The organism is Coprobacillus sp. AF33-1AC (genome assembly GCF_003475785.1).
GTDB lineage: Bacteria > Bacillota_I > Bacilli_A > Erysipelotrichales > Coprobacillaceae > Faecalibacillus.
Window position 1 is genome coordinate 17380 of the sequence record NZ_QRQB01000021.1, and the last position, 12009, is coordinate 29388.

Sequence of the window (12009 nt, forward strand, 5' to 3'; positions counted from 1 at the left end):
TATAAGTGTAATCATTGGATTACATAGAGATTACGATAAAGTTGTTCTCCAAATAATTTACGGTAATCTATTGAAAAACGTAGCCACACCCGTATTTAAGAAACAGGTTTCCCATTGATTAAATACATGGATATTTCTGTAAGTAGCCTAGGCTACGTTTTTCTTTTTAAAAAATAATATAAATTAATGGAAATTCTTGATAAAAGATAGTATTATATATACGAAAAAAAGAAAAGGAGATTTGTTATGGGATTAGTATCAGCAACAGAAATGTTAAAGAAAGCTAAAGAAGGACATTATGCAGTAGGTCAATTCAATATCAATAACTTAGAATGGACTAAATCAATCTTATTAACTGCAGAAGAATTAAAAGCGCCAGTTATCTTAGGTGTATCAGAAGGTGCTGCTAAATATATGACTGGATATACAACAGTTGCAGCAATGGTTAAAGCAATGGTAGAAGCATTAAATATTACTGTACCAGTAGCTTTACACTTAGACCATGGTTCATATGAAGGAGCTAAAGCTGCTTTAGCTGCAGGTTTCTCTTCAATCATGTTTGATGGTTCTCATTATGGAATCGAAGAAAACATTGAAAAAACAAAAGAAATCGTTGAATTATGTCATTCAAAAGGTGTTTCAGTAGAAGCAGAAGTTGGATCAATCGGTGGAGAAGAAGATGGTGTCATCGGTAAAGGTGAAGTTGCAGATCCAAAAGAATGTAAATCAATCGCAGATTTAGGAGTTGATTTCTTAGCTGCAGGTATCGGAAATATTCATGGTAAATACCCTGCTAACTGGGAAGGATTAGACTTCAATGCATTAGACGCAATTCAAGCAGAAACTGGAAAATTACCATTAGTATTACATGGTGGTTCAGGAATTCCTGATGAAATGATTAAAAAAGCAATCACTTTAGGTGTATCTAAAGTTAATGTTAATACTGAATGTCAATTATATTTCCAAGAAGCTACAAGAAAATACATCGAAGCTGGAAAAGATTTAGAAGGAAAAGGATATGATCCTCGTAAATTATTAGCTCCAGGTGCTAAAGCAATTCAAGAATGTGTAAAAGACAGAATGGAAGTATTTGGTTGCATCGGTAAAGCTTAATTAAAAAAATAAGGCTTCTCATTGAGAAGCCATTTTTTATTTTAGTCTTGAAAAAGGAATAAATGGAAGAGGTTGATCAGGTTGATCAATTTGTTTTTCCATCCAAATCATATCATACCATTGATTAAACTTATAACCACAACGATGGAAATGAGCCACTTCTTGGTATCCTTCCTTTTCATGAAAATGAATACTTTGAGGGTTACCATAAGTAATACATGCATTTAAGTTAGTTATATGCTGTAAATGAGAGATTCTTTCTAATTCCTGATATAAAAGATGTCCTAATCCCTTGCCTTTATGATGAATATCAAGATAGATAGATGTTTCTGCTGCCCATTGATAAGCTGCACGAGGATGAAAAGCACCGGTATAGCCATAACCAATAATTTTTTCATCTTCCATAAGAACTAGATAAGGATATTTTATAAGTGTGCTTTTAATTCTGTTTCTAAATTCTTCTAAACTAGGAACATCATATTCAAAAGTAATGGCAGTATTTAAAACATAAGGTGTATAAATTTCTAATAAACGTTTTGCATCGTCTACAGATGCCACTTTTATCGTTATATTTGACATAATATCTCTCCTTTTTTCATATATTTTCTGCTTTTTTAATAAAATGTCAAATAAAATGATGATAAGAATTAAATTATGTTGTGAAGTGATTTTATTATCAATATTTTAAAGTTGTTTTTTTGATTTATTTAATATATAGTATTAGAGATAAGAGGTATAAGGAGGCAATTTATGAGTGAAATTATAGCAATTGAAGGTGGACATAAATTAAATGGAACGGTAGAAATTAGTGGGGCAAAGAATGCAACGGTAGCGTTGATACCAGCGATTATTTTAGCTGATTCACCGGTTACTATTTTTGGTGTACCTGAAATTAGTGATGTTGATGCATTAGCCGTTTTACTTAAAGAGTTAAATTGTGATGTTAAAAGAGATGGTGACTCATTAATTGTTGATCCTTCACATTTAGAAAATAAACCACTTGTTAGTGATGCTGTAGATAAGTTAAGAGCTTCTTATTATCTTATGGGAGCTTTACTTGGTAAATGTAAAAAAGTAGTTATGAAAGCTCCAGGAGGATGCTTTTTAGGACCTCGTCCTATAGATCTTCATATTAAAGGATTTGAAGCATTAGGTGCTCATGTAGAATTCAAAGATGGTGCACATATTATTACGGCTGATCGCTTAATTGGTAATAAAATATATCTAGATTTTGCTTCAGTTGGCGCAACAATCAATATTTTACTTGCTGCGGTGAAAGCAGAAGGAAAAACAATTATTGAAAATGCAGCAAAAGAACCAGAAATTATTGATGTAGTTAACTTACTAACAAAAATGGGTGCCAAAATCAGAGGTGCTGGAACAGATACGATTACAATAGAAGGAGTAGAAACATTACATGGATGTTCCCATGAAATTATTCCTGATCGTATTGAAGCAGGGACTTTCTTAATCATGGCAGCAGCAGCCGGAGAACGTGTAATTGTTCAAAATATCATTCCTCAACATTTAGAATCATTAATATCTAAACTCAAAGAAATTGGTGTAAAAATGGAAAATGTAGGGGATAGTATTATTGTCTATGGACATGATGGAGACTTAAATGCAACAGATATTAGAACACAAGTTTATCCGGGATTTGCGACTGATTTACAACAACCATTGACAGCTTTACTTACACAGGCTCATGGTCAATCACAGGTAGTAGAGACAATCTATCCGGAAAGATTTAGACATTGTGAACAGTTAAATAAAATGGGAGCAAACATTGAAGTAGATGAAAGTATGTGTTTTGTTAATGGAAAGACACCATTAAAAGGAGCAAAAGTAGAAGCAACAGATTTACGTTGTGGAGCAGCGTTGCTTATTGCAGGGTTAATAGCTGATGGTATTACAGAAATTGGTAATGTTTATCATATTGATCGAGGATACGCTAATATTGATAAAAAACTGATTAGTTTAGGTGCAGTTATTAGAAGAATACAAGTAGAAGACGAAAAGGCATAAGATGCCTTTTTTGTTAGGAGGAAAAAATGAGAGTCTTAGTTGTTTATTGTCATCCTAGTCAAAATAGTTTTACTTATGAGATGACAGCCAGTTTTATATTAGGATTAAAAAAAGCAGGGCATGAAGTAATTTTTAATGATTTATATAAAATAAATTTTCAAAGTGATATGTCTGAGGCAGAATATATGCGAGAAGGATTCTATGATGAACATCTTACTTTACCTCAAGATGTTATTGATCAACAAAAACTCATTAACCAAAGTGATGCCATTGTATTTGCTTATCCAGTATTTTGGAGTGAAGCCCCAAGTAAACTTGTAGGTTGGTTTCAAAGGGTATGGACTTATGGTTTTGCCTATGGTAATAAAACGATGAAAGATTTAAAGAAAACATTATTTTTAGTAACGATGGGTGGCGATAGTAAAGAAGTTGTTCGCCAAAGACAAATTGATGCAATGAAAGAAGTCATGGTTCATGATCGAATGAATGAAAGAACTGAAGAATGCGAATTTATTGTTTTTGATCGTATGAGTCGAGACTACCCTGAACGAGATTTAAAGAAAAAAGATGAACTAGAAAGAGCTTATCAATTAGGTTTAACGTTTAATGATAATATTTGATAAAAATCAAAGAATGTTTCTTAAAGCTTGTTTAAAATCGAGCATAAAAATGATATGTTATGAATACAATATATATGTCATATGACATTTATTGTTTGGCTTGTTCGAATGATCTGGGTCACTGAAGGCGAGGACACTTCCCCGCCAATTTTTTTAGTTAAGGAAAGGTGGATTAAATGAAAATATTAATCAAAAATTCATACATACTGTACCGATTATTAGAATAAAAGGCGAATATTTATATCTATTTTTAGATCGAAGATGCTCTTTAATTTAAAAAATGAGAATGTTTTATTTGCATGCTTCAATACAACATTATATTGTCATTGTAAATAAGAATTATACGGTATTGAATATGATAAAAGCAACTAAATAGGGTATAATTTAGATAATTTTAAGTAAAAAAATGATTTTTAACTTTTATTATTTTTAAGTAGTGGTAATATACTTTTGAGAGGATAAAATTTAATTGGTTATAAAAAATTGATGTGTCTTTATAACTAATATATTATGAGTTTATACAAGGGAGATGATTGACATGCCTGTTAAAAAGATAATAATCAACACTGAAAATGACGATTTTGAATTATTCAAAAGCAATCTTTGTCAGTCTATTAAAATGTTAGATCCTAAAGAAGCTGTTGAAGAAATTATAAATTCTCATAAGATAGAGAAATTCTTTAATGAAAAAAAATATTGTAAATCATTTTATTTAGTGGCAATGGTCAATTATCTTTCAAATAAATATGGATTAAATATGAATATCCATACTTATGATAAATATAAATTGAAAGATATTGTTTATCCTAGAGGGGTTGAAATGATGTCTAGATTATTAAAAAATAATGAAATAAAAGAAAAAGCATTAAAAAATGCTGAAAAAGAGTTTTTAAAATTTAATATTTGTGAAGGAGAAATAGAAAATGTCTATTGATACAGACACTATCAATAAAGATACTGCTCATCAATATTTAAAAGAATTTGCAAAAGAATTAAGGAAAGAAACAAAAAATGTCGATATTGATATAATTATTGTTGGTGGAGGTTCTATAGTATTAAATTATAATTTTAGATATTCTACAGCAGATTTTGATATTATAAAACCTAATAAACTTATAAATATCAAACGGTCTGCAAATAAAATAGCCGATAAATATAATTTAACTTCAAACTGGATAAATGATGACTTCATCTCGACGTCATCATATAGTAATAAGTTGATTAACTATGCCGATTATTATAGAACATATTCTAATCATATTCATTTTTATACAATCAAAGATGAATACCTCATAGCTATGAAACTGATGTCTAATAGAAACTACAAAAACGATTATTCCGACATAATTGGAATTATATTAGAAAACCCTTGTATAACAATAAAAAAGATACAAGATGCAATTTGTAATTTGTATAACTCGTTAGAGGTTGTTGACAAAGACTTAATGGCATATGTAGAATCTTTATTAAAATTACCAAGAAAAGAATTAGAAAAAGAATATGATACTATAATTCATATGGAAGAAAAAAATAGAAATGAAATTTTAGAAGAATTAGAAGTACCTGAAGATGAAGAAGATAACGGTCTGAAAATTTAGAAAAGAGCCAATATGTGGCTCTTTTTACTTCATGTAAAGAAAAAAATACTAATAATTTTAAAAAACTAAATAATGTGAAGTTTAGAAAAGTACAACAAAGTGAATATATACTTTTACAATTAGCGGACTATATTTGTACATTTGAATTATTAAATATAAAATTAAAAGAAAAAAGATGAACCAGAAAGAGCTTATCAATGAGGCTTAACATTTAATGATAATATTTGATAAAAATCAAAAAAGAGTCTTGAATTCAATGTAATTTAATGTTATCATACTATAGCACTTACTTTGTAGTGAAATACTATAAGGCGGAAGGAGATTGAAGAATATGAAACAAGGAATTCATCCAAATTATAAAAAAGTAAAAGTCGTTTGTACTTCTTGTGGAAACGAATTTGAAAGTGGATCAGTTTTAGATGAAGTACGTGTTGATACTTGTTCAAACTGTCATCCATTCTATACTGGTAAACAAAGATTTGCTAGTGCTGATGGACGTGTTGAAAGATTCAATAAGAAATACGGACTTAAATAATAAAATGAGTACTTGGTACTCATTTTTATTTTATGGAGGAAATTATGGAATATCATGTATTAGCAAGTGGTTCTAAAGGAAATAGTATCTTTATTTATGATAAAGATGAAGGTTTATTAATAGATTGTGGGATTAGTCGTAAACAATTACTTTATAAATTAGATAGTTTAGGTTTTAAAGAAAGGGATATACGTCATGTATTATTAACTCATGATCATTATGATCATAATAAAAATATTGGTATTTTTGATCAAAAGATAGTTTATAGTGGTAAGAATTGTATTCCTCATCTAGATGAAACACATGTATTAAAACCTTATCAAGATATAGATTTAGATCATTTTCGTATTACCCCATTACCTTTATCACACGATGCAACCTCACCTTTAGGATTTGTGATTAAAGGTTATCAAGAAACAATATTATATATGACAGATACAGGATATGTATCACAAAAGAATATGAAATACATAGATAATTTAGATTATTACATATTTGAAAGTAATCATGATGTAGAAATGCTTATGGCAACAAAAAGACCTTTATTTTTAAAAAATCGTATCTATGGCGATGAAGGGCATTTAAATAATGAATATAGTGCTAATATTATGGCTCAGGTGATAGGCAATAAAACAAAAGAAATATGCTTAGCACATCTAAGTCAAGAAGCCAATACGAAAGAAAAAGCATTAGAAACATATCATCAAGTATTTAATCAAAGAGGGATAAACTTTAAAAATATTAAAGTTACAAGTCAAGTTGACATTGTTTCAGGAGGACATCATGAAGATTAAACTTGTGACGGTTGGAAAACTAAAGGAAAAGTATTTAGTAGATGGAATTAAGGAATATGTAAAAAGATTAAATGCATATTGTAAGGTAGAAATGATAGAAGTACCCGATGAGCCAATCCCTGATAAAGCAAGTGAACATACAGAAGATATCATTAAAGATAAAGAAGCTAATAAAATCGTATCTAAAATAAAAGATGATGAATATGTTATTGTTTTAGATTTGCATGGAAAAGAAATAGATAGTGTGGCTTTTTCTAAACAAATAGAAGAATGTATGATTAGAGGTAAAAGTACGATTACTTTTGTTATAGGGGGATCTTTAGGCTTAGGTCAAGCTATCATTAAAAGAGCCAACTATCGTTTATGCTTTTCAAAAATGACATTCCCTCATCAATTAATGAAACTGGTATTAGTAGAACAAATATACCGGGCATTTAAGATTATGAAAAATGAAACGTACCATAAATAGTAGCAATTTTTATGCTACTATTTTTATATTTTATAAAAAATATGATAAAATGAGGCAAGGAGGTACATAATATGGAAGTCGCACTTATTTTAGGGTTATTTATTTCGACTGCTTTATCATTAAATTGTTTAGTTGGTCAAAAACATAAGTTATCAGGAATGTTTGATGTAATAAGTTTATGTCTTGTTGTTGCTGTAGCGTATCAATTTGATCAAGTAAAAAATATTATTTGGGTACTTGCCGTTGTAGCAGCTGTTATTATTGTCTTTTTTCTATTTAAAACGTATTTCAAAAAGAAAAAAGAAAAGAAACATATTGTTGAAGCTGAATATATAGAAGAAAAGAAAGAGGATTAAAATGGAAACTGTAGATATTATTATTGAAATGGAAAATGGAGATGTAATGAAAGGAGAACTTTATCCTGAAGTTGCGCCTATTACTGTAGAAAACTTTTTAAAATTAATTGATGAAGATTTCTTTGCTGGACTTATCTTCCATCGTATTATTCCTGGTTTTATGATCCAAGGTGGTGGATATGATGTTAACTTTAATGAAAAACATACTGATGCAATTAAAGGTGAATTTAGAAGTAATGGTGTTGATAATGATTTAAAACATACACCGGGTGTTTTATCAATGGCTAGAACAATGTTTAAAGATTCTGCATCTTCTCAATTCTTTATCATGCATGAAGCAGCACCACATTTAGATGGTGATTATGCAGCATTTGGTAAAATTACAGAAGGATTAGATGTTGTAGATAAAATTGCTCGTGCTCCTAGAGATATGAGAGATTGTCCAAATACTCCTATTGTGATTAAAACAATCAAAAGAGCATAATGAAATTATTTATATTACCTGATTGCCCTTATTGTAAGCAGGCAATAAAATGGATTAAGGAATTAAAAGAAGATGTAAAATATCAAAATATTGATATTCAATTAATTGATGAAAGTCAAGAGGTTGAACTAGCTGATTCATATGATTACTATTATGTACCAGCATTATTTGATGGAACCAGTAAATATATTGAAGGGGCTACTACCTATCAAGAATTAAAATCAGTTTTTGATAAACACTTAAAGAATCAAGGATAGATTCAATATCCTGATTCTTTTTTTCTTTGTTTTTTAGAAAAATGAGGTATAATAAAGAGTGCTTATGGGGGTGAAACAGTGGAAAGCTATGATGTCAAGAAATTGTATCGTAACCTGTATACAACATCTTCTAAAGTGATTGCCTTGGTTGATGTACCTGAATTAACATATATTATGCTTGATGGGGTGGGGAACCCATCTGTCGATGAATTTAAATTAAAATCCAAAGCATTACAAATGGTTTCAAGAGAATTAAGGAATTATTTTAAAGATGAAATATTATATACAGTTCCACCTTTAGAGGGAATATGGGATACCTATGATAACAGTCATTTTGATGTGACACGTAAAAAGATGATTAAATTTACATTAATGATGGTCCAAGTACCAACATTAACTGAACAAATATTAAATCAAATAAAATTAGATTTATCTTTAAGGACAGATAATCCTTATATATTAGATGTGTATTTAAAGAAAAGAAACGGAGAACGTGCAGTTCAGCTTTTACATAAAGGTGCTTATCATACAGAAATTAATTCTACTAAAAAGATTATGGAGTATATTACAGTAGAAAATTATAAGCTGGCAGGTATGCATCATGAAATTTATTTAAATAAACCAGAAAAGACGGCAGAAGAAGATTTGAAGACAATTATTCGTTATGCAATAGAAAGAGGCTAAAAATGAAATTAATGTTTATATCAGATATTCATGGTTCTTATACATGGGCAAAAAGAGCTATTGAAACTTATCAAGAGGAAAAAGCAGATAAATTAATTATTTTAGGAGATATTTTATATCATGGTCCACGTAATGATTTACCAGATGGGTATAATTGTAAGCGAGTAATTGCTTTATTAAATCCATTGAAAAAGGATATTATTGCAGTAAGAGGAAACTGTGATAGTGAAGTAGACCAAATGGTATTGGATTTTCCAATGAGAAGCGACTACGCTTTGTATGATGTAGATGGACATCATTTCTTTTTAACACATGGTCATTTATATAATGAAGATCAATTACCATTATTAAATGATAATGATATTCTTGTGTATGGACATTTTCATAAGCCAATAGCAAAGAAAAAAGATAATATCTATATTATTAATCCTTCTTCTATTTCTTTACCAAAAGAAGGAACAAATAGTTATGCTATTTATGAAAATCATCGTATTGTGATCAAAGACTTTAATCAAAATATAGTAAAAGAAATCACTTTAGAATAAAAGGATGGTTGGTTGAGATAATCAATCATCTTTTTTTGTTATAATCAAAAAATCCGTGCAAATTATATAAAAGTATGGTATTTTTAAGATAGAATGATAAAAGGAGGAGACTGTATGGTTAAGTATATTGATATAGCAGATGATATACGTCAAAAAATAGTAGAACAAAAGTATACTTATGGTCAAAAACTTCCTTATGAATATGTATTATGTGTAGCTTATCATTGTAATAAAGAAACAATGAAAAAAGCTTTAGAAATTTTAGTTAAAGAAGGCTTAATTGTTAGAAGACGTGGAGCAGGAACATTTGTTAAGGATTATGATCCATCAATAGACCCTGCCAAAGCAACAAATATGGCTGCACAAGGATTATCTAAAAGATACGAAGGAGTGGCCAAAGTCAGCAGTGATGTGATTGCTTTTGAGGTAATTCCTAGTGATGAAGTTATCTCAAAGAAACTACAAATAGAAGAAGGATCATTTGTTTATCATATTATCAGGCTTAGAAAAATAGATGATAAGCCGTATTCGTTAGAGATAACATATATGCCTATATCGGTGATACCAAATTTAAAGCTGACCCATTTACAGCATTCAATCTATCAGTATATAGAAAAAGATCTGAAGTTGAAAATACAAAGTTGTCATAAAATAGTAAGGGGACATTTATCTTCTCAACTTGAACAGGAATATTTAGGATTAAAAGAATATGAACCTTATTTTGAAATTGAACAAACAGCTTATTTAAGTAGTGGTGTTATTTTTGAATATTCTTTTTCAAGATTTCATTATAATAACTTTGAATTACAGACAGTTACAGTACAAAACTAAGAGTCAAATGACTCTTTTTTTGTAGCTAAAATAGACCTTGTATATACATTATGGTAGCCTTTTCTTGGTAGTGGTTACATTTTTTTTAAAAAATATACCATTTTTTTAGCACTAAAAAAATGGCTCTAGAATGCGCTTTTTTGGAAAATATATGCTTTTTAAAATTAAAAGTATGGTACTTTTAGATTTAAAAAGCATTGACTTTTGGATAAACATTTTTTATACTAATAAGTGTCAGAAAGATATATTTTAAAGGGAGGAAAAAATATGGACGCATTTGCTGATAAGCTTGGACGCGTTGGTGCATGGTGTGGTCAAAATAAATACCTTGGTGCCATCAAAAACGCATTCCAAAACTTCATGCCAGCAACTATCGCTGGTGCAATCGGTGTACTTTGGACTAACGTATTAGTTAACTCAGGTACAGGGTTAGGAGCTTTATGGAGCGGAATCATGGCTTTAGAGTTCTTAAATCCAATTTTCGCAGCAATCCAATTCGCTACAATTTCATGTATCTCAATTGGTATTGTTATGTTAGTAGGGCAAGAAATTGCTGAAGCTAACGGTGAAACAGGAGCATATCCTGCAGTATTATCATTTATTGCTTGGTTAGTTGTAACACCAACTACTACTTATGTATGGAAAGCAGGAAAAGAAATCGCTACTGGAGTTGTTTTACCAGCTGGTAAAGAAGCATTAACTACAGTTGGTGGAATTTCATCTTCATACACTGGAGCTACTGGACTTTTCACAGCATTAATTTTTGGTATCTTATCTATGGAAATCTATGGATGGTTAAGAAAACAAGATGCATTAAAAATTAAAATGCCTGAACAAGTTCCACCAGGAGTTTCTCGTGCATTCGAAGTATTAATTCCAACATTTATCATGTTAGCTATCGTAGGAGCTATTGGTCATTTCTTATATTTAGGAACTGGATTCTATGTAAATGACTTAATTTCACATTACATCCAAGAACCATTAACTCATATCATTGGTAACAGTTTAGTACCAGTATTATTAATGTATGTATTAATTTCATTATTCTGGTTAGTAGGTATTCATGGTAACAACATGTTAGCTGCAGTAAAAGAACCAATCTTCAGACCATTACTTTATGCAAACACTGCAATGTTCAAAGCTGGAGCTAAATCTGGATACAACACATTCAACTTAACAATGTTACAAATGTTTGGTGAATGGGGTGGATCTGGTGTTACTTTAGGTTTAGTATTCGCAATCTTTATGTTCGGTAAACGTGAAGATAACAAAGCTATCGCTACATTATCTATCGTTCCTGGATTATTCAACATCAACGAAACAGTTACATTTGGTATTCCTTTAGTATTAAACCCAATCTTAGGTATTCCATTTATCTTAGCACCAGTTGCCTGCGTTGCTTTAGGATGGGCTTTAATTTCTATGGGATTCTGTCCACCAGTTTGTATCGAAGTACCTTGGACAATGCCACCTCTATTCTTAGGATTCTTAGCTACAGGTGGATCAATCATGGGAGCTGTTTCACAATTAATCGCAATTGTGTTAGCAACAGTTATCTATGTTCCATTCGTTATTGCTTACGAAAAATATCAAAACAAACAAGCTGCAGAAGCTTAAGATATATAGAGCAAATTTAAAAAATATGAATAAGGACAAGCAATTGTCCTTATTTTTTCTAATCATACATTATAAATGATG

General features: G+C 30.0%; 16 protein-coding genes. 15 read left to right on the top strand and 1 reads right to left on the bottom strand.

Annotation, left to right across the window (positions count from 1 at the left end; translation table 11 throughout):
• Window positions 1–246: 246 nt before the first annotated feature.
• Window positions 247–1113, top strand: coding sequence for a class II fructose-1,6-bisphosphate aldolase (gene fba / locus DWZ53_RS08195; protein WP_118433371.1), 867 nt, complete (start codon window positions 247–249; stop codon window positions 1111–1113).
• A gap of 36 nt (window positions 1114–1149) precedes the next feature.
• On the opposite strand, the gene DWZ53_RS08200 is transcribed toward fba, so the two are convergent.
• Window positions 1150–1692: a GNAT family N-acetyltransferase gene (locus tag DWZ53_RS08200; RefSeq protein ID WP_118433373.1), complete on the bottom strand. Its 543-nt coding sequence runs from the start codon at window positions 1690–1692 to the stop codon at window positions 1150–1152.
• 171 nt (window positions 1693–1863) lie between these two features.
• Here DWZ53_RS08200 and DWZ53_RS08205 point away from each other — a divergent pair, with 171 nt between their 5' ends.
• From DWZ53_RS08205 to DWZ53_RS08270, 14 genes are all read left to right on the top strand, one after another.
• Window positions 1864–3138 (top strand): UDP-N-acetylglucosamine 1-carboxyvinyltransferase, encoded by a 1275-nt coding sequence (locus tag DWZ53_RS08205; protein ID WP_118433375.1) that lies wholly within the window; start codon window positions 1864–1866, stop codon window positions 3136–3138.
• Window positions 3139–3164: 26 nt separating this feature from the next.
• Window positions 3165–3758 carry an NAD(P)H-dependent oxidoreductase gene (locus DWZ53_RS08210; protein WP_118433377.1) on the top strand — a complete coding sequence of 198 codons (594 nt, stop codon included), beginning with the start codon at window positions 3165–3167 and terminating at the stop codon, window positions 3756–3758.
• 538 nt (window positions 3759–4296) lie between these two features.
• Complete coding sequence (locus DWZ53_RS08215) at window positions 4297–4692, top strand: hypothetical protein (protein WP_118433379.1); 396 nt, start codon at window positions 4297–4299, stop codon at window positions 4690–4692.
• Window positions 4682–5356, top strand: coding sequence for a DUF6036 family nucleotidyltransferase (locus DWZ53_RS08220; RefSeq protein WP_118433381.1), 675 nt, complete (start codon window positions 4682–4684; stop codon window positions 5354–5356). Before DWZ53_RS08215 ends, DWZ53_RS08220 begins: the two co-directional genes overlap by 11 nt.
• Before the next feature lie 331 nt (window positions 5357–5687).
• Complete coding sequence (rpmE, locus tag DWZ53_RS08225) at window positions 5688–5891, top strand: 50S ribosomal protein L31 (RefSeq protein WP_118433383.1); 204 nt, start codon at window positions 5688–5690, stop codon at window positions 5889–5891.
• Between the two features lie 44 nt (window positions 5892–5935).
• Entirely contained in the window at window positions 5936–6685 is a 750-nt protein-coding gene (locus DWZ53_RS08230) for an MBL fold metallo-hydrolase (protein ID WP_118433385.1), read from the top strand.
• Window positions 6675–7154: a 23S rRNA (pseudouridine(1915)-N(3))-methyltransferase RlmH gene (gene rlmH / locus DWZ53_RS08235; RefSeq protein WP_118433387.1), complete on the top strand. Its 480-nt coding sequence runs from the start codon at window positions 6675–6677 to the stop codon at window positions 7152–7154. Before DWZ53_RS08230 ends, rlmH begins: the two co-directional genes overlap by 11 nt.
• A gap of 71 nt (window positions 7155–7225) precedes the next feature.
• Window positions 7226–7510 (top strand): hypothetical protein, encoded by a 285-nt coding sequence (locus DWZ53_RS08240; protein WP_118433389.1) that lies wholly within the window; start codon window positions 7226–7228, stop codon window positions 7508–7510.
• A 1-nt stretch (window position 7511) separates the two neighbouring features.
• A complete protein-coding gene (locus tag DWZ53_RS08245) occupies window positions 7512–7994 on the top strand; it encodes a peptidylprolyl isomerase (protein WP_118433391.1) in 483 nt (160 codons plus the stop codon).
• Window positions 7994–8251 (top strand): glutaredoxin domain-containing protein, encoded by a 258-nt coding sequence (locus DWZ53_RS08250; RefSeq protein WP_118433393.1) that lies wholly within the window; start codon window positions 7994–7996, stop codon window positions 8249–8251. Before DWZ53_RS08245 ends, DWZ53_RS08250 begins: the two co-directional genes overlap by 1 nt.
• 78 nt (window positions 8252–8329) lie before the next feature.
• Window positions 8330–8935 (top strand): GyrI-like domain-containing protein, encoded by a 606-nt coding sequence (locus tag DWZ53_RS08255; protein ID WP_118433395.1) that lies wholly within the window; start codon window positions 8330–8332, stop codon window positions 8933–8935.
• A 2-nt stretch (window positions 8936–8937) separates the two neighbouring features.
• Window positions 8938–9480 carry a phosphodiesterase gene (gene yfcE, locus DWZ53_RS08260; protein WP_118433397.1) on the top strand — a complete coding sequence of 181 codons (543 nt, stop codon included), beginning with the start codon at window positions 8938–8940 and terminating at the stop codon, window positions 9478–9480.
• Window positions 9481–9594: 114 nt separating this feature from the next.
• Window positions 9595–10311 carry a GntR family transcriptional regulator gene (locus DWZ53_RS08265; protein ID WP_118433399.1) on the top strand — a complete coding sequence of 239 codons (717 nt, stop codon included), beginning with the start codon at window positions 9595–9597 and terminating at the stop codon, window positions 10309–10311.
• 267 nt (window positions 10312–10578) lie between these two features.
• Complete coding sequence (locus DWZ53_RS08270) at window positions 10579–11928, top strand: PTS sugar transporter subunit IIC (protein WP_118433401.1); 1350 nt, start codon at window positions 10579–10581, stop codon at window positions 11926–11928.
• Window positions 11929–12009 lie beyond the last annotated feature (81 nt).